Source organism: Psychrobacter sp. P2G3 (assembly GCF_001593285.1).
Lineage (GTDB): Bacteria > Pseudomonadota > Gammaproteobacteria > Pseudomonadales > Moraxellaceae > Psychrobacter.
This window is the reverse complement of sequence record NZ_CP012529.1, coordinates 2900901-2921043: the sequence shown is the minus strand read 5'-3', so window position 1 is coordinate 2921043 and position 20143 is coordinate 2900901. Positions and strand designations below refer to the sequence as shown.

Here is a 20143-nt window from a genome sequence, read left to right as displayed (position 1 = left end):
TAAAAAAAGCAAGCCTAAGTGCTTGCTTTTTTATGGCCTAGAATTTAATAAGAGCTAATTTTACTGACAATAATCACAGCTCGTTACTAGCCAGAATATCGATGACGTTGTATGATAGTTAATTTATCTGAGTGAGTGCTATGTTGGAGGAATTGCCATCGGTATTTCTAGTTGGGCCGATGGGAGCGGGGAAGACCACCATTGGCCGATTGCTTGCTAAGCAGTTGGGACGAGAGTTTGTGGACAGTGACTGGTATATCGAATCACAAACAGGCGCTGATATTGCTTGGATATTCGCTAAAGAAGGTGAGGCGGGGTTTCGCGCGCGTGAAACACGAGCAATAGACGAGCTGACTCAACGTACGGACATTGTCCTTGCGACTGGCGGCGGCGCAGTTATGCATGCTGATAATCGGAAGTTTTTGCATCAGCGCGGCATTGTGGTTTATCTGAACGCACCAGTAGATGTACAAATGGCACGTACTGCTAAAGACAAGTCGCGCCCATTATTACAGCAGCCCAATCCCAGAAAAATATTGCAAGATTTATATAGCGCCCGCGATCCATTGTATCGACAAGTGGCACATATTGTCTTGCCTACTGGTCACACCTATCCTCGTCATATGGTCAATCAATTGTTACAACAGCTTGAATCTCTTTGTGTGCCTGTAGTTACAGATTTAGACTTAGTATTAGCAGCAGATCAGACGGTAACTGACATGACAATAAAAGCAGAAGCAGAAGCAGCTTCCACGTCCAAACCACTTATAGATTAATAGGTTCTTATAAAACCTTCCGATGAGCAGCAAATAGACATATTAAACATAGGAGTTTTTATGGCAATGCCACTATTCAACGATGGCTTGACGGTTCATACCCAAAGCCATGATTACCCAATCGTTATTACTGAGCAGTGTAATATGGCGGCCAGCATTGCGCCTTATATTACTGGTCAGCAAGTATTAATCGTGACGAATGATACTGTTGCCCCTTTATATTTGCAGCCGCTTCAAAAGCAATTGGCAGAATTATTTACCGTTGCAGTTTGCATACTCCCTGATGGCGAGCAATACAAAAACCAAGACAGTATTAATCAAATTTACGACACCTTAATGGTCCAACATTTTAATCGTGATGTAACTTTAGTGGCGCTTGGTGGTGGGGTCATCGGTGATATGACTGGTTTTGCAGCAGCAAGCTTTATGCGCGGGGTGAATTTTATCCAAATTCCGACCACCTTACTGTCACAAGTAGACTCAAGCGTTGGTGGCAAAACTGGTATCAACCATCTGCAGGGTAAAAACATGATTGGTGCTTTTTGGCAGCCGCAGATGGTACTGGCTGATATGAGCACTTTGCGAACTTTACCTGCACGTGAGTTGTCAGCAGGACTTGCGGAGGTGATTAAGTATGCTTTAATCATGGATGCAGAGTTTTTGAGCTGGCTTGAACATAACCTACCCGCCATGATGGAGCTGGATTTGGCTGTACTTGGCGAAGCTGTGAAGCGTTGCTGTGAGTATAAAGCGGCTGTTGTTGCACAAGATGAGAGAGAGGCTGGTGTGCGGGCACTGCTCAACTTCGGTCATACTTTTGGTCATGTGATTGAAACTCATGAAGGTTATGGCAACTGGCTGCATGGTGAAGCTGTCGCTGCTGGCATGGTACAAGCCGCTGAGCTATCACAAATGATGGGGTGGCTAAGTAGCGATGATCTAGCTCGGATTAAGCGCGTATTGTTACTTGCCAACCTACCCATTAATCCGCCACCAATCGGAGTTGATACTGCTTTGAAGCTGATGGGTCACGACAAAAAAGTGAAACGCGGACAAATCCGTCTAATTTTGTTAAAATCAATAGGACAAGCAGTGCTAACAGATGATTTTGACACGCAGCTACTTACAGACGTACTGTCGCAACATAAAGATAGAGTATAGGTAGTTCAGTATTAAAGTAGGCATGTTCTTATTTAGCACATGTATCCCATATTAATGCTAATGCAATTAACTTATTCTAAGCTTGTTTGCCAGCAATGGTCTTTTTGATCAGACTTTTATTAGTATGCTTAACCCTATTTTTCCAAGGAAACACCCATGGCCACATCGAGCTCAACGACTCGCCCAGAAAGCAGGTCATATCGCCGTCAAGCTTTGATTTGGCTGATGATGACTTTACTTCTTGGGGTTTTAACGGCGCTGCTTTGGATGTTTAGTCAGACTCCAGCAATTGGTGCCAAAATTGAAAACGCGCCAATATCAGCGCCAGAAGTATTAAGTACTGAGCTCAAGCAGCCTTTATCTGTTGCAGCCTTGCATGAGCTAGATAATGATGTACAGCCCATTAATTTTGAAGATACCATTCGTGATTTGCGCAACTATCCTGATGAGTTTAAAGATAAGCGTTACTTGCTAGCTAATAAAGGCAAGTGGACTGTACAGGTAATGAACGTTGCAGAAAATGAAGTGATTGCCAGCTATTTAGAAGGTCGTGATGATCGCAAAAAATTCTCGTACTTTCGTTATCGTGATGACAATAATCAACTGCGCTATATGCTGACTTACGGGATAATGAGTAGTCCACAAGAGGCGGTAGGAGCGGCGAAACTGATAGATTTTGGATTACCAGCTGACGTACGTGTATTGCCAGAAGAAATTAGCCGTTATGTCGGTATTATCGATAACTATGAGCGGCCTGGACCGATTAAAGATTTAAGCACTAGACGTTCACGATCGGTTAAATTGCAGCCAACTAAGCGCGAAGTACCAGTTCGCGAAACAGCAGAAACCTTAGCCAATAGCAATGAAGCTAGGAGTGGTAACAGTCAAGCCAGCAATGATAGCAGCAATGTCGAAAGTATTCGTCAATCAGAGGATACTTCTGCAACCTTAGCAGTTAATGAAGAGCGCACCGTGATTACTGAAGATGGCGTCACTATTCCATCATCTACAGCCAAAAAAGAAGACAACGCGCGTAAAGCTGAATCGGAGTCTAAAAACTTACCGGTTGTTCCTACGCCAAAACAACCAGGTGCGGCAAACAATGCTGAAAAGAGTAATGCTAATCCAAGTTCAAGCAACAAAAACCCTAATGCTGGCGCCGCCAAGAACGCCAACGCTGGGGCAACTAAAAACAATAACGATAGTATTAAAGAGCTAATAGAAGAAAAAACTGACTAGCTCTTTAGAGGGCTATCAGCTACCTATTACGATTTGCTATCAAGTAAGCCTGCAAGATGCGATGTCTAGCAGGCTTTTTTGTGCCTTTTCAATTAACGGCTCAATACCCAGTACAAATGAGTAAGCTATTTTTTTCTAAAACTTAAACGTTTATATTCAAAAACAACCATGGCAGGAATATAAAGTTCATAGCTGATAAATAGTATACTCAGTAGTATTTTATGAGCGTTTTAATACTATTTGTTACGTGTTCTAATACTAAAAGTTTGAAATGACTCTTAAGACCATAATTAAATGAATTAATAAAAAAGACTAGATTTTTCTATAATCATTAACTAATATGAATGTGGGCGACGCTCTGTACAGTTATCGTAAATAGCTATTTTTTGTTTGGTATTTGCTTAATGCTTTTGCTACAAGCCTTTATGATAATGCCGTTGCTTCAAGCGCAGTGACTGACCATTTGTATTAAGATTATTATAAGTGGTACAACTTCTCTTATTATCCTCCTTCCTAGGGTTGTTAAGGCGCTTGAATATAGAGCGTCTGATATTCAAACTCAATTGAACACCGTGTTATTAGGTGCTCAGCCAGCCAGTTGTCAATCGATATATGCATCATATTGATGCTTGTAATTAAAAGTTATTAATAGCTGCCAAGCAAAGAACAACGTGCTAACCCTTTAACAGTTAGCATCTTATTGACGCTCTTATCTTGCCACTATCAACGCTTAACAACTAGTTATTAGTAATCTGCTCTCAAATAAATGAGAAAGTGATGAGCATTTTCATCCCTTTCAAAGCGTTAGAACCTATTGTCGATCGCATCATTTATTTGTTCGGATGAACATTTATCATCAGCCCGTTTTGCCTACGGTATTCAGTTTATGATCTGCATTAGATATATACGCTGCCCGTTCACTTAAAAGGACTAGCCATGTCAATGATTTCCTCCCATACGCATTTGGCCACGCCAGATGACTTCTCTGATAACTGTGGTTTTGGTTTGATTGCTCACATTGAGGGACAAGCCAGCCATAATTTAGTAAAAACCGCTATTCATAGCTTAAGCTGCATGACCCATCGCGGCGGTGTTGCTGCTGACGGCAGAACTGGCGACGGTTGTGGTCTATTACTTGCCACACCAACGACATTTTTTAAAAGTATTGCTGAAGAGCAAGGGTTTGCTATCACCGGTAACTTTGCAGTAGGTATGGTATTCGTTAATGTAGATAATGACAAAGCCCAACATAGCCAGCAAGTTCTCAGTGATGAAATTACTGCGCAAGGCTTAGAAGTTGCTGGCTGGCGCGATGTTCCGCTTGATTTAAGCATTGTGGGTGAGATTGGTCGGGAGACGCTGCCAGATTTCAAGCAAGTTTTTGTCAATACAACCGAAGATCTAGCTGCAGACGATTTTAACCGCAAATTGTTTGTCGCTCGTAAAAAAGCAGAGCAACGCTTAATCGATGATGAGCTGTTTTATGTATGTTCATTAAGTTGCCAAACTATTATTTATAAAGGTCTGGTGATGCCGTCAGATCTGCCAGCTTTCTTTTTAGATTTACAAGATGAGCGGTTAGCTTCGCATATTGTGGTATTTCATCAGCGCTTTTCAACCAATACGTTACCGCGCTGGCCGTTGGCACAGCCATTTCGCTATCTTGCTCATAATGGTGAGCTCAATACGATTACTGGTAATCGTAACTGGTCTGAAGCACGTACGCCAAAGTTAAAATCAGACAAACTGCCCAATTTGAATGAATTGACACCACTGGTCAACAGTACTGGTTCTGACTCATCAAGCTTAGACAATATGCTTGAAGTGCTCATGTCAGGGGGTATGAATCTGTTCCATGCGATGTCGATTTTGGTGCCGCCAGCTTGGCAAAATGTCGATAGCATGGATATGGACTTGCGCGCGTTTTATGAATTTTACTCGCAGCATATGGAAGCATGGGATGGACCAGCAGGTCTAGTGATTCAAGATGGACGCTATGCAGTCTGTATGCTTGATCGTAATGGTCTGCGTCCGTCACGCTGGGTGACGACTAAGAACGGCTATATCACCGTTGCTTCTGAGATTGGCGTTTGGGATTATGATCCTAAAGATGTGCTGGCAAAAGGTCGTGTCGGCCCGGGTCAAATGCTGGTCATTGATACTTTGACTGGTCAGATTTTGGATACTAAGGCCATTGCCACCTTACTCAAAAAAGCTCATCCCTATCGTAAATGGTTACGTGAAGAAGCGAAACGCATTCGTGATGATGAGCGTTTAGAAGAAGAGCTAGCAGCGCAAGCATGCCGCGGTGATAAGTTAAAAGCACTGCAAAAAATGTATCACATTACTAATGAAGAGCGTACTGAAATCATTCGCCCCAATGCCGAAAATGCTCAAGAGCCAGTCGGTTCGATGGGTGATGATACGCCAATGGCGGTATTATCGCAGCAAATTCGCCATGTTGGTGACTTCTTCCGTCAGCAATTCGCACAGGTAACCAATCCACCGATTGACCCGCTGCGTGAGTCTATCGTGATGTCGCTCCAAACTTGTCTCGGTGCCCAAACCAATGTGTTTGCACCATCAGCGAGAGACGCGCATCGTATTATTTTATCGTCGCCAGTCTTGTCAGCCAGTAAGATGCAGCAGCTTGAAACCTTGAATGACCCTGCGTTTCAAATGGTACGCATTGACTTAAACTATGAGCGCACTCTAGAGCTATCTGATGCCATCATCGCTATCTGTGAGCAAGTGGCGAGCGCTATTCGTGCTGGTAACACTTTGATTGTGTTATCTGATAAAGACATTGATGCGGATAAAGTACCTGCTAATGCCATTATGGTGACTGGTGCGGTACATCATTATCTCATTGCGCAAGGTATTCGTACTGATGCTAACTTAATTGTTGAGACCGGTCTGGCACGTGATTCGCATCAAGTGGCGGTATTGATTGGCTTTGGCGCGACCTGCATCTATCCATACTTAGCTTATGATGTTATTGATGATTTGGTCGCGACTGGTGAGCTACTTGGCGATCCGATTCAAGCACGGGTTAATTTCCGTAAAGGCTTGGATAAAGGCTTGCTGAAAATTTTATCAAAAATGGGAATCTCTACCATTGTCTCTTATCGCGGTGCGCAATTATTTGAAGCGGTTGGGCTCTCTGAAGAAGTCGTGAGCTTGTGCTTTAAAGGCGTGCAAAGCCGGATTAAGGGGGCGACTTTTGAAGATTTGGCTGCGGACCAAGCACAGTTAGCTGCAAATGCCTTTAAGCGCCGTGCGCCACTTGATCAAGGTGGTTTGCTCAAGTTTGTCTTTAATAAAGAATATCATGCTTTTAATCCCGATGTGATCAACAGCTTGCATACCGCAGTTCGTACTGGTGATTATGACAATTATCGTCAGTATGCTGATTTGGTCAATAGTCGTCCGGTTGCGACCTTGCGTGATTTATTGCAGCTTAAAACGGATAATAGTATTGATATTAATGAAGTTGAAGATACTGCAAAGATTTTAACGCGCTTTGACTCTGCTGGTATGTCGTTAGGTGCGCTATCACCTGAGGCGCATGAGTCAATTGCTATGGCAATGAATACCATTGGCGGGCGTTCAAACTCTGGTGAGGGCGGTGAAGATCCAGTACGTTATGGCACTTTGCGCAACTCCAAAATCAAACAAATTGCCTCTGGTCGTTTTGGGGTTACACCTGCGTATTTACGTTCAGCGGAAGTCATGCAGATTAAAGTTGCGCAAGGTGCGAAACCGGGCGAGGGTGGTCAGCTACCGGGTGGCAAGGTTAATGCTTTGATTGCACGTTTGCGTTATTCGGTACCGGGGGTGACTTTGATTTCACCGCCGCCGCATCATGATATTTATTCTATTGAAGATTTAGCCCAGCTAATCTTTGATTTAAAACAAGTCAATCCTGATGCTTTGGTATCGGTTAAATTAGTCTCCCGTCCAGGAGTAGGAACTATCGCGACAGGCGTGGCAAAAGCCTACGCCGATTTAATTACCATCTCAGGTTATGATGGTGGTACCGCAGCTTCGCCATTGTCATCTATTCATCATGCCGGATCGCCATGGGAGTTAGGTTTGGCTGAGACTCATCAGTCGCTAAGAGTTAATGGTCTGCGCGATAAGGTACGTATCCAAACTGATGGCGGTCTCAAAACAGGTCTTGACGTAGTAAAAGCCGCTATCCTTGGCGCAGAAAGCTTCGGTTTCGGTACTACGCCTATGATTGCCGTTGGTTGTAAATACTTGCGTATCTGTCATCTTAATAACTGCCCAACTGGCGTTGCAACCCAAAAAGCTGAGCTACGTGATAAGCACTTCATTGGTGAAGCTGAGATGCTCATTAACTTCTTCAAGTTTGTGGCGACTGAAACACGTGAGTGGTTAGCCGCGCTTGGTGTACGCAGTATGGAAGAGCTGGTCGGACGTACTGACTTGCTTGAAGTGCTAGAAGGCAATACGGATAAGCAACGTCATCTTGACTTAACGCCATTACTATTTAGTCATCCTGCCAGTAGCGGCAAAGCTCAAACCTGTCAGGTTGAGCGTAATGAGCCATTTGACAAAGGCTTACTTGCTGAGCAGATGATCAGTGATATGCTGCTCAATATCCGTAAAGGCAATGGCGGTGACTATAGCTACTATGTCGGTAACTGTGATCGCTCTATTGGCGCCCGTATCTCAGGTGAGATTGCGCAAGTATGGGGCAATCTTGGTATGAGCGACATGCCTATTAAGCTGCATCTAACGGGTACCGCGGGTCAAAGCTTAGGCGTTTGGAATGCTGGCGGCCTACATATTGAGCTTGAAGGCGATGCCAACGACTATGTCGGTAAAGGCATGGCAGGCGGTGAGATTGTGATTTATCCACCGAAAGGTTCAAGCTTTACCGCGCATGATACTGCTATTATCGGTAATACCTGTCTCTATGGCGCAACAGGCGGTAAGCTATATGCGGCAGGTACAGCAGGCGAGCGCTTCGGTGTACGTAACTCTGGCGCCCATGCTGTCATTGAAGGCACAGGCGATCACTGCTGTGAGTATATGACAGGTGGTATTATTACAGTCCTTGGACGTACCGGCCTTAACTTCGGTGCAGGTATGACAGGCGGTTTTGCTTATGTGCTTGATATGGAAGGCGACTTCTTTGATCGCTGTAACCATGAGCTGATTGATTTGAATCGTATCTCAAGTGAGCAAACTGAGGAACATCGTATCCATTTGCATCAAGTAATTGAAGCTCATGTAGATAAAACAGGGAGCGCATGGGGTCAGACGATATTGGCTGACTTTGAGCATTATGTTCGTAAGTTTTATTTGGTTAAGCCTAAAGCGGCGAACGTTGCAACTTTGCTAAAAACTACGACGGCTGATCCACAATAATTTTGTGTATATCGTCCAGTCAAGGTTTCAAATAATTATAAGGTTGAGACCTTAAAGTTCACTGCTCGAATGTTTTAAGCAGGTAAGTGACAGTAACGATGTGCCTATTTGCCTCATTTAGGCTGCACAACATTAACTGTCACTACCTACTATAAAAGAGCCTAATATAAAAGAGAAATTCATTATGGCAAAACGCTTAGATAATAGTTTCCAGTTTTTGGACGTACCGCGGCTTGAGCCGGTCAAAAAAGACATTGCGACGCGCTCAACGGAGTTTGTCGAAATTTATAAACCGTTTGAAATTGAATCGGTTGCTCAGCAATCGCACCGTTGTCTTGAATGTGGCAACCCATACTGCGAATGGAAATGCCCGGTACACAATTATATTCCTAATTGGCTTAAGCTGGCGACCGAAGGCCAGATCTTTCAGGCGGCAGAATTGTGTCACCGTACCAATACCCTGCCTGAAGTCTGCGGCCGTGTCTGTCCACAAGACCGCTTGTGTGAAGGTGCTTGTACGCTAAATGATGGCTTTGGCGCCGTGACCATTGGTAATGTCGAAAAATATATTAACGATACCGCTTTTGCACTTGGCTGGCGTCCAGACATGTCAGATGTGGTCTGGACAGACAAAAAAGTCGCCATTATTGGTGCAGGGCCAGCAGGTCTCGGTTGTGCAGATATCTTAGTTAGAAATGGTGTGAGACCTGTGGTGTTTGATAAACGTCCTGAGATTGGCGGCTTACTGACCTTTGGTATTCCAGAGTTTAAGATGGAAAAAGACGTCATGCGCAATCGCCGTGTCATCTTTGAAGGCATGGGAATTGAATTCCGCCTTGAAACGGAAATCGGTACTGACGTTAGTATCGATGAGCTGTTAAGCGAATATGATGCGGTGTTTATGGGTATGGGTACATACACCTATATGCGTGGCGGCTTCGCTGGCGAAGAGCTGGAAGGCGTTCATGACGCACTAGATTACCTCATTGCGAACGTTAATCGCTGTAACGACTGGGAAAAAGATCCAGAAGAATACATCGATCTGAAAGGCAAAAAAGTCGTGATATTGGGCGGTGGCGATACTGCTATGGACTGTAACCGTACCAGTATTCGCCAAGGTGCGGAGAAGGTAGTCTGTGCTTATCGCCGCGATGAAGAGAATATGCCCGGCTCACGTCGTGAAGTCGTTAATGCGCGCGAGGAAGGGGTTGAGTTTTTATTTAATCGCCAACCGACCGAAATCATCGGCTTAAATGGTAAGGTCAACGCGGTAAAAGTCGTCACTACCCATTTGGGTGCACCAGATAACCGTGGTCGTCGTCGTCCTGAGCCAATCCCTAACTCTGAGGAAATTATCCCTTGTGATGCGGTTATTATGGCCTTTGGTTTCCGTCCTAGCCCTGCCGACTGGTTTGAGACACAACAAGTCGCTATGGACAGCTCCGGCCGTGTGTTAGCAGCGGAAGAGCAGACCTTTAAGTTCCAAACTAACAATCCTAAGATATTTGCTGGCGGTGACATGGTACGTGGCTCTGATTTGGTGGTAACTGCTATTTGGGAAGGTCGTGAAGCGGCTGAGGGAATATTGGATTTCCTAGAAGTATAGTGTTTAACATATGCTATAAATTTAAAAACACTATAAACAGCTAAGAGCTAGCGCATAGGTAAGTTTTTCGTATTTTTTGCTAGCATGCTTTGACCTTTAACGTCTTTTGTCTTTTAATAGATGAGAGGCGTTATTTTTTGGTAGTCAGTTAATGGCTATGTGTCTAATGGTTACGTGTTTAATGGCTTATTATTCAACGACTGCTATTGTTTTTTCTTAACATTTTTTACTATACAAAAAGAGAAATTTCGAGTGAAACCGACTTTTTGGCAACGATTTACTGCCCCGCTGATTGAGCCTTATGCGCGTTATCAACATGCCGATGTTTTGCATGCGATACGTTTGGGCACGGCTGTTGTCATTGCATTCCTATTGAACGAGCTTACCAACTTACCCCATGGGGAGTGGACGACCATTACGGTATTTGTCATCTTAGGTTTATTGCAATACCAAGGTGCAATTTATACTAAGGCTAAAGAACGAATACTGGGTACATTACTTGGGGTAGGTGTCGGACTTGGTTTTTTATGGCTGAGTCAAGATATTGGTACGTGGATGTGGATATACTATCTACTTATCGGCATCATCAGCGGTCTTATCGGTTATGTAGCGGTCAAGCAATTGGGTTATATCGGTCTATTGACCGGTATCACCATGTTGATGATTGTTTCAAGCCCTGATCAGAGCAATGTCAGCCAAGACGGTATGTACCGCGCTTTTAATATTTTACTTGGCGCTGGTGTAGCAGTAGCGGCTACCTTAGTTTTACCTCTCAAGTCTACTTTGATGTGGCGCTTTTTGCTAGCAACTAACCTTGAAACCTGTAGCAATCTCTATGCTGGGGTCGGTAATCATATTGATGCTGACGTTCTGGTTCCTAAACCGTTTAAATACACTAAAGGTACTAGCTCAGCAAGTCTTGTTTATCCTACCAGTAGCTCTGTCCCTGATACTCCAGTTAATAAGGCCTTGGTAAAAGCGCTACAAAAAATCAATAAGCGTCTATTAGCGGTTCGTCCACATATCGCTGCTACAGCAAGTGAATCGGGAATTGAAAAAGAGACCTTAGAAACCATTCAACGTACGCATCGTAATATTATCGGGACGATTGATTTACTATTAAGTGCAGCGCCGCGTTTGGCTAATATTGAGATTGATGATGAAAATCATATACTCTTAATACACTATCAACATGAATTGACCCAAGCCATGCAGCATATGGCAGCAGTACTTCGTAGCCCAAGTGATGAGGTGTTTCGGCCTATCACTCGCATCGCCGTATCAGATTATCCAAGTGTGCAAAACTTAGGGTTTGAGTGGCAAGGCTATTTTTGGTTAACTCAAACTCTACAAGTGCAATTACAACGGCTCAGTGATTTATTACAGACGACTAAACCGCAATGGTTCGCTGCCTCCGGCCTTCGTTACCAGCGCCGAGAACAACGCCGCATTGAGGATAAAGGCGGCGAGACTGATTTACATTTATAAAAAAACGCTGGCCATTTAAAGTCAGCGTTTTTATTAGTATTAAACCATTTAGATGCTTTGGTTAGTCGTTATAGATAGTTCTATAAAGCAGACCTTCTATCTTTCTATTAACGGCCAGTTTTTAGCATATCCCAATACTGCTGATAAACCTGTAGCGCATCATCACCCACATCTTCTTGGAATTCTGCTTTTGCTAGCACTTCTTTACTTGGGTAAATCGTTGGGTTGTTTCTCACTTCATCCGACATAAGCTCGCGTGCCGCCATATTTGGCGACGCATAACCAATCTCTTCACTAACGATTTTAGCGTTTTCAGGACGTAGCAAATAATCAATGAATTTATGCGCAGCGTCTACTTGCTTGGCGTTTTTTGGGATGACGAAGTTGTCCATCCATAATATCGCGCCCTCAGATGGGTATTTATAAACCAAGCTGGTCAGACCTTCATCGTTGGCCATGACGGCTTCACCATTCCATGTCATACCGAGTGCAGTTTCGCCTTCGATATAGGGCATGCGCGTCGCATCTGAATTAAAGGTTTTGACGTTAGGCATTAAGGTGGTGAGCTTATCATAAGCAGCTTTAATCTCATCAGGATTGCGACTGTTGCCTGAGTAGCCAAGTGTCAGTAACGCCATGCCAAATACTTCACGCACATCGTTGGTCAGCATCACCTGACCTTTATAGTTAGGACTCCATAGATCATTCCAGCTATTGACGGTCGCAGGGTCAACAGTATCACCATTAATAGCAAGACCAGTGCTGCCCCACATATAAGGGATAGAGTATTTGTTCTCAGGATCGACCTTAGTGTTGGTAAATGAAGTATCAAGATTCTTAAAATTGCTCAGTTTTGATTTATCTAGCTCTTGCAATAATCCTTCTTTAGCCATTTTTTCAACATAATAGGTTGACGGAATAGCAAGATCATATTGGCTAGAGTCGTCAAGCAGTTTAAGCTTGGCATACATCGCTTCATTAGAATCAAAGGTCGTGTAGTTGACCGAGATTCCTGTCTCTTCCTCAAAACCATCAAGAATCTCTTGCGGCATATACTCTGACCAGTTATACAAATTAAGGGTTTCGTTACTGGTAGCCGTACCATCAGTCGCAGCATTGTCATAGTTGCTACAGCTAGCAAGTACCAAGCCGACAGCTGCGGCCAACAATGCTTTGGGTATGACACGACCAACTCGACTGCCAGCGCGAGTAGGAACTTTTGAGGATAGGCGTGACGATGATAAATGAGACAAGATAGCTCTCCTAAGTAGACAAAAAAGTAAAAACCGATGCATGTTAGATAATTGACCGCTATTTATTAGCAGTAATCATATCGTTATGGTCATTCGAAGCCATAATTTAAAGGGTAGCAGCTCGAATCTGCTAGGCTTTGATTAGAAAATCGTAGATTTTGCTAAGCGCTATGATAATTAATAACCATGATATGATTGGCACCTTTGGAATGTTTAATATTTTCTAAAATTTAAATAAAAATCTCTATAAAACTATATGTTTCGATAAAACTATATAAAGGATAAATACTATGAACCAGACCAATACGGTTATTCCTACACTGCTCACTAACAAAGTCGCAATCGTCACTGGTGCCAGTCGTGGCCTTGGTGCACAGATAGCTCAGCAAATGGCAGCAGCAGGCGCGCTCGTTTGCGTCAATTATCTTAATAGTAAAGAAGCTGCCGAAAAAGTAGTTGCAGATATCTTAGAGACCGGGGGACAAGCATTTACTTATCAAGCTGATGTCACTGAACTTGAGCAAGTAAAAGCGATGGCGGATGAGGTCATTGCTCGTTATGGACGTATTGATATATTGGTCAATAATGCCTTGCCAAGTTACCAATTTAATCCCAGTGCTGATTACACCAGTATTGAAACTGTCAAATGGGCGCACTTTTCTCAGCAAATAGATGGCATCGTTAAGGGTGCGGTCAATACAGTGCAAGCAGTGTTACCACAAATGAAAGCGCAGCAGATGGGCAAGATTATCAATATCTCAACCAACCTCGTTTACAATCCGGTAGTCACTTATTACGACTATACGACTGCTAAATCGGCATTGATTGGGCTGACGCGTAACTTGGCTGCGGAGCTAGGACAGTATGGTATTCGAGTTAATCTGCTGGCAGGTGGACTGCTAAAAACTACTGACGCGAGCAGCTTAACAACTGAAGAGGTGTTTGATTATATCGCTACTACCACACCGTTACGTCAAGCGACCTCAGTGGCTGACTTTGCCAATTCAGTGCTGCTAATGGCGTCTGATTTGAGTGCGGCTATCACAGGACAATCGATCGCTGTTGATGGTGGCTTGACAATGCCTTGACGTTTTAATACTGTGTCTTGTTACTGTAAAGACTATAAAAATTAGAAGATTAACTAGTGAATAAGTAATTCGATCGAATTTAGAAGAGAAAAGAGATGAATAACCGCAAACGTGCTGGGATTATTACTGCTGTACTTGGGCTAGTGGCATTTATGGCCATGTTCAATGCTGGCTCACCAACCTCTATTGTGAATTGGCCAGTGGAGACTTATATGGGTTTGGCATTTACGATTGGCTGGTTGAGTAGTATGCCCAATTGGTTGGCTTACGTGTTGGCAGCGGTGGTACTTATTCTTATGCTCGTAGGATTCTATAAAATTGGTAGCTGGGTTTATGGTTTGGTAGCAGGTAAGCGTTAAATGCCTTTTTGCAGTTATATTCTACGAGCTAAGCGCTTATTTACGTCTGTTATTTGAAATTCAGCAATTATTCGCAAAACAAAAACCCTTGTCAGCTACTGACAAGGGTTTTTGTTGGCTATAAAGAAAAGAATTTTTAACGGTTTCGCTTAACTCTATTCTAATTATGACGCTATCTTAAATTGCTCAAGTACCTTTTGAATACCATATTCTTCAATAGTCCCAGTGACAAAGTCCGCACGCGCGATGAGGGCAGGTTGAGAGTCGCCCATGGCTACCGCGTAACCAACCAAATCAAACATCTCCAAATCATTCATACCATCGCCAAACGCCATGCATTCGTTCACATCCATAGCATAATGCTCGCATAAATCTCTAATACCTCGTGCTTTGGAGGCTTCTACGGGCAAGATATCTGCACCGATCTGATGCCAATGCACCAGTTTTAACTCGTACTGGGCAAAGTTGACGTCTTGCATTTTATCTTCTTGATTGTTAAAGAATACCGAGCACTGATAGACAGGGTTTAATTTGTAATAGTCCGGATCAACGATAGAGTTTGGCGTTCTGGCATTATATTCGCGCAGACGCTCGTTTTCGTTTGACCATGCGATATGGGTCGCAGAGTCGAATTTATGGATAATTTCGCTCGTTTGGCATAGCTGGACGATTTTGTCATTTTGCTCAGCGGATAAAGGGTAATGACTGATAAGACCGTCTTTATTAAAACTATATTGTCCATTCATACAGATAATGGCATCCAATATATTGTCGTCCAGTAATGCCAAAATATCATCTGGAATAATGGCCTTGGAACGTCCTGTCGCAATCACTAACTTGATGTCAGTTTTAGCAAGTTGCTCGAGGGTCGCTTTATTATGCTCGGCAATAATACCGTTACGGCTTAGCGTATCATCGATGTCAAAAAATATGATTTTAGGGGTGGCTACTCTGTTATGCATATTAACATTCACAGCTTTATCTACAATAAACATGATTATCCTTTATGTTTTAAACACTACTATGAATGGTGACCAAATATCGCTCGGCACTGCTTCCGTGATGGTGTTTGTCATTATGGGTTTAATTCTACAGTGGAAGTAGTATAGCAGTACGTGGCTTCTGACTGAATTATGTAACACATTGATTAGATTGTTATTTATAGTGGCTGTATATGCATATTCAATACCTGCATACTCAATTGCGCAGTTGATTTTTAGATTTTAGACTATATTTATATTCTACATATTTATTTGACTGATTTTAGTATTTCTAATTAATTTGTTTTTAGGTCTCACTTTTTTCTATAAATTAACTGTTCTGATAATAAGAAAGCTAATTGAGCAAACGTAACTGGTAAAGGCAATTAACAAGGGCAAGGCAATTAACAAGGGCAAGGCAATGGATAACTCACCTCAAAGCATTACTATTAAAAATGTTGCTGTCAAAAATATAGCTGCCAAAGAGGGTGCTATCAAAACCGTTGCAGATGAGGATTTATTTAGCTTGTCATCCCGACAGTCGGCTTGAGATAGACTGGTTGTTCTTATTCAACAAGCTACCGCCAGACCAATGGTTTAGCGCAGATTATGCTTACAAAACATCGGGCTGGCTAAAAGTACATACTAACATACGCAAGCGTCAACGTATCTTGACACAGATTAGTGAAGGTTATCAATCTGGCGAGTACGACTGGTCAGAGTATCGCTCGCAGATACTGAAACGTATCAATATGCATGTGCTCAAACTGCATCAACATCATGGGGTAGAGGATGAGGGGTTTTTCCCTGAGTTTATTAGGATGTATCCGCAGCTACAGGCAGGGTTTGAGATATTGGGTCGCGACCATGTGCGCTTAGATGCGCTACTCGATAAGCTACAAGTGCAAAACGATACGCTGGCGAGAAGTGAGGTTGAGGATAAAGCGTTGGCAGAGCAATTGCATCAAACCTTGGTGGACGCAACCGATTTACTCTCGCAACATTTGACCGATGAGGAAGACTTGGTCATTCCGATTTTGGGGTTAAGGCAGGGTTAGGGTAGAAGACACAGATTAAATTATAGATAGTGATCAGTTATATAACAAAGATATTAGTCCGAAATAATAATTTTAGGGAAGCTGCTATCTATATTTACTGACGTATTGTCCACTTTTACCAAAATCCGTGAGCCATTCTTAGTGGGCTCATCTTTAAATAACCAATTAGGGAATACACACATAAGCATATTCTTAGTCGTTTTAAGGCTTTTCTTCTTTTTCAGTTTTTCAATATTAGTTTGAGTATTAGGTGTTTTATACACATAATGCATTACTTGTTGCCATACTGCCCAACCGTCACTGCGTTTGCACGACTGATAGGCTTCATCAAAGATATTAGCTACTTGGTTAATGGTCACTACTTCTGAAAAAAGATTCATATGTTCTATGATGAAATCTATTTTCATCTTAAGTTCGCTTTTTAGTTTTTCTAGTAAACAGCCAGCATCGTTATATTCAAATTGTAAACGTTTTAAAACAACCTCATGAGGTTGTTTAAAGTTTGAGTTTGGGTCAACATAATAATTTTCAAAATGATGAGTGAAGTTATTTCTATCAGTTATTATTTTTTGAAATAGATTTTGAATTCTTTGCCTATCTATCAATCCATGTGAAATTTTAAATGAGATTTTAAACTCATCTTTATCATCAGATTCTTTATTCTCATCCACATCCTGGAGATCACAAAGTAAGCTGACTAAGCTCCCCATAGTGTTTTTTGTAGTATTTACGCTAGGATTGAAAGACCCTGATATGGGTGTGGGTCTATCTTTAGATATATCAGAAGAAGTTACAGTGTAATCCGAAAATTCGATGAGTCTTTTAGCAATTCTTTCTATTTCTTGGTATCGGAGAGCATTTAAACCCACCTGATAAATGATTTTATCAGATGGGGCGCTTAGGGATTCCGGCATGGTCATACTTCTACTCATCAACCAACCTCAACACTTGTCACGTTCTGAAAGCCTCTTGGTAGCTGCCCACCACGATTACCACGACTGCCCGTATAGTTGGCTAAATCGTTTGGTTTTAGCGTTACGTGGCGTTTACCAGCAGTAATGATTAGGCTGTCTTGCTGACTGAGTGGCGTGATAGCCAGCACTTCTTCACCATCTTTTAATTTAATCAGCTTATTGCCTTTACCACGTGCCTGTTCAGGCAAGTCATCAAGAGCAAATATCAATAGATAGCCCGCATTGGTCACAACAGCGAGATGGTCAGGCGCTACATTTGCATTGGTTTCTGAACCGTCAGCATTAGCAATCGTTTCCACTGTTGCATCGATACGCGCAACAGAGAGCAAGCGACTATCAGCCGCTAGATTGATGATATTTTTGCCCGCTTTTTGATTGCTATCGAGATTGCCAATGGTATTAATAAAACCATAACCTGCTGAGCTAGCAAGGACAATACGCTGATCGTCAGCACCGGTTAATAGCTGCTCAAAGCTGGCACCTGCTGGCGGTTTGAGTACGCTGGTCAGCGGATCGCCTTGACCACGGGCGGATGCGAGGCTATGCGCATCGATACTATAACTGCGTCCAGTGCTATCGAGCACGTAGATTCTCTCATTGGATTTGCCGCGCACGTGGGCTTGATAGCTATCGCCTGAGCGATAGGTCATGCCAGCAGCATCGACGTCATGTCCTTTAGCGGCGCGAATCCAGCCTGCTTTCGATAGGATAGCAGTGACAGGCTCGCTTGGTACGAGGTCAGACTCTTTGAGTGCTTGCGCTTCTTCGCGTTCTGCCAATTGTGCCACGCGCTCGTTGCCATGTTCCTTCATATCGGCAGTGAGCTCATCGATCATTAAATTGGTCAGACTGTCTGGATTGTCCAAGTACTCTTGAATGATAGCGCGTTCAGCAGCCAGCTCATCTTGCTCACGGCGCAGCTCAATCTCTTCTAGTTTAGCGAGCTGACGCAGACGAATGTCCAAGATAGCATTAGCTTGGATTTCAGTCAGATCATAGCCTTGCATCAATGATAATTTTGGATCGTCTTCTTCACGAATGATACGAATGACTTCATCGATATTCAGATAGGCAATCAGCAAACCTGCGAGAATATGCAAGCGCTTATCGATTTTATCGAGGCGATATTGCAAACGACGGGTGACCACTGAGCGGCGACAGACGAGCCATTCTTCAAGGATTTCTTTTAGGTTTTTGACCTGCGGTTTACCATTTAGACCAATCATGTTCATATTGACGCGGTAATTGCTTTCAAGATCAGTACTGGCAAACAGATGGCTCATTACTCGCTGCACGTCGACGCGGGTAGATTTTAGCTCTAAGACGATACGGCAAGCGTTTTCATGATCTGACTCATCATGAATATCAGTAATCCACGGTAGTTTCTTATCAGTCATCAGCTTAGCGATCTGCTCTTGAATTTTATTACCGGATACTTGATAAGGAAGAGCATCGATGATGACGAGATTTTTCTCTTTTGGGTCGACATGATAGGTGGCGCGCATTTTATAGCTACCACGTCCACTCTCATACATCGCCTGCAAATCTTTTTTACTGGTGATGATTTCAGCGGGCGTTGGCAAATCAGGCGCTGGTATCGATTGGGTTAATTGTTTAATTGATAGCTCAGGATTTTTCAGCAAACGAATAGCCGCACGTACCACTTCATTAAGGTTATGTGGCGGGATATCGGTTGCCATACCAACCGCAATACCGGTCGTACCATTCAATAAAATATTGGGCAGGCGAGCAGGTAGAGTGGTTGGCTCTTGCATGGTGCCATCGAAGTTATCTTGCCAATCGACCGTGCCTTGGCCTAACTCTGCAAGCAAAGTATTGGCGTAAGCAGACATTTTGGCTTCGGTATAGCGCATCGCGGCAAACGATTTGGGATCATCTGGGCTACCCCAGTTACCTTGACCCGTGATAAGCGGATAGCGATAACTAAACGGCTGCGCCATTAGCACCATGGCTTCATAACAAGCGCTATCACCATGCGGATGATATTTACCCAGCACATCACCGACCGTACGCGCAGACTTTTTCGCCTTCGCAGTCGATTTTAGTCCCAGCTCGCTCATGGCATAAACGATACGGCGTTGTACGGGCTTTAGACCATCAGCGATATTGGGTAGCGCCCGATCCATAATGACGTACATAGCGTAATTGAGATAGGCTTGTTCAGTGAACTCCGCGACTGAGCGGGTATCCATTGGTTCACTTGGGATAATGGGCGTAATCGTATTATCAATAACATCGGACATAGAATAGGTTTCGCTTCTGAGTTTTTAATTAGTATGATGTATATAGTGCTGCATATTATGTGCCGCGCTCCATTTAAGGTGCGGAATTAACTTAAAGATAAGATAGCGCTATCGTAAAGGATATTGCGTCAATAAAAAAGGTGTAAGCTAGAATAGACGACAGGTCATGACGTGCTGATATGTACCGATACAGCAGCAAATACTATATATGATTCTGCCATTAATAGGCTGATAGTAAGTTCGTTTAAAAAAGCCGTGTGAATATAGATTTGATGACTGCTTGTAGTTAATACCGATTAGCCGATGTCAATAGTAATTATCAATAAATAGAATAAGGCGTGATTCTATACAGAAAGAAACAAGCAACAATAGCAGTTAATAGATGCCTATCTAATGCTGAGGAATAATACGAAAAATGCTAGTGTTTATCACCTATATAATTGATTATAAAGTAAATGTTAGGCGTCAAGTAACTTTGCGAACTCAAGTGCCAATCT

12 protein-coding genes and 1 pseudogene are annotated in these 20143 nt (G+C 43.0%); 9 read left to right on the top strand and 4 right to left on the bottom strand.

Annotated elements, in window-relative coordinates; genetic code table 11:
* Window positions 1–140 precede the first annotated feature (140 nt).
* The 6 genes and pseudogenes from aroK to AK823_RS11910 all read left to right on the top strand — a co-directional run.
* A pseudogene (gene aroK, locus AK823_RS11935) lies at window positions 141–665 on the top strand (shikimate kinase AroK); the annotation flags it as partial.
* A 171-nt stretch (window positions 666–836) separates the two neighbouring features.
* On the top strand, window positions 837–1937 hold the full coding sequence (aroB, locus tag AK823_RS11930; RefSeq protein WP_068329481.1) for a 3-dehydroquinate synthase: 1101 nt from the start codon (window positions 837–839) through the stop codon (window positions 1935–1937).
* A 156-nt stretch (window positions 1938–2093) separates the two neighbouring features.
* On the top strand, window positions 2094–3176 hold the full coding sequence (locus AK823_RS11925; RefSeq protein ID WP_068037933.1) for a hypothetical protein: 1083 nt from the start codon (window positions 2094–2096) through the stop codon (window positions 3174–3176).
* Window positions 3177–4112: 936 nt separating this feature from the next.
* The gene (gltB, locus tag AK823_RS11920; protein ID WP_068329478.1) at window positions 4113–8576 is read left to right on the top strand and encodes a glutamate synthase large subunit; all 4464 of its coding nucleotides are present in this window, start codon (window positions 4113–4115) and stop codon (window positions 8574–8576) included.
* A 184-nt stretch (window positions 8577–8760) separates the two neighbouring features.
* Complete coding sequence (locus AK823_RS11915) at window positions 8761–10182, top strand: FAD-dependent oxidoreductase (protein ID WP_068037928.1); 1422 nt, start codon at window positions 8761–8763, stop codon at window positions 10180–10182.
* Between the two features lie 252 nt (window positions 10183–10434).
* On the top strand, window positions 10435–11670 hold the full coding sequence (locus AK823_RS11910) for an FUSC family protein (RefSeq protein WP_068037926.1): 1236 nt from the start codon (window positions 10435–10437) through the stop codon (window positions 11668–11670).
* Between the two features lie 107 nt (window positions 11671–11777).
* On the opposite strand, the gene AK823_RS11905 is transcribed toward AK823_RS11910, so the two are convergent.
* Complete coding sequence (locus AK823_RS11905) at window positions 11778–12923, bottom strand: extracellular solute-binding protein (protein ID WP_068329475.1); 1146 nt, start codon at window positions 12921–12923, stop codon at window positions 11778–11780.
* A 290-nt stretch (window positions 12924–13213) separates the two neighbouring features.
* Here AK823_RS11905 and AK823_RS11900 point away from each other — a divergent pair, with 290 nt between their 5' ends.
* Window positions 13214–14011: a 3-oxoacyl-ACP reductase gene (locus AK823_RS11900; protein ID WP_068329474.1), complete on the top strand. Its 798-nt coding sequence runs from the start codon at window positions 13214–13216 to the stop codon at window positions 14009–14011.
* 95 nt (window positions 14012–14106) lie between these two features.
* The gene (locus AK823_RS11895) at window positions 14107–14370 is read left to right on the top strand and encodes a hypothetical protein (RefSeq protein WP_068329472.1); all 264 of its coding nucleotides are present in this window, start codon (window positions 14107–14109) and stop codon (window positions 14368–14370) included.
* 164 nt (window positions 14371–14534) lie between these two features.
* On the opposite strand, the gene AK823_RS11890 is transcribed toward AK823_RS11895, so the two are convergent.
* The gene (locus AK823_RS11890; protein ID WP_228138866.1) at window positions 14535–15365 is read right to left on the bottom strand and encodes a Cof-type HAD-IIB family hydrolase; all 831 of its coding nucleotides are present in this window, start codon (window positions 15363–15365) and stop codon (window positions 14535–14537) included.
* 494 nt (window positions 15366–15859) lie between these two features.
* Here AK823_RS11890 and AK823_RS11885 point away from each other — a divergent pair, with 494 nt between their 5' ends.
* Window positions 15860–16408 (top strand): hemerythrin domain-containing protein, encoded by a 549-nt coding sequence (locus AK823_RS11885; protein WP_068329470.1) that lies wholly within the window; start codon window positions 15860–15862, stop codon window positions 16406–16408.
* Window positions 16409–16461: 53 nt separating this feature from the next.
* Here the strand turns inward: AK823_RS11885 and AK823_RS11880 are convergent, their stop codons facing one another.
* Window positions 16462–17328 carry a hypothetical protein gene (locus tag AK823_RS11880; protein ID WP_149031862.1) on the bottom strand — a complete coding sequence of 289 codons (867 nt, stop codon included), beginning with the start codon at window positions 17326–17328 and terminating at the stop codon, window positions 16462–16464.
* 11 nt (window positions 17329–17339) lie between these two features.
* The gene (parC, locus tag AK823_RS11875) at window positions 17340–19646 is read right to left on the bottom strand and encodes a DNA topoisomerase IV subunit A (RefSeq protein WP_068329467.1); all 2307 of its coding nucleotides are present in this window, start codon (window positions 19644–19646) and stop codon (window positions 17340–17342) included.
* Window positions 19647–20143: the final 497 nt, after the last annotated feature.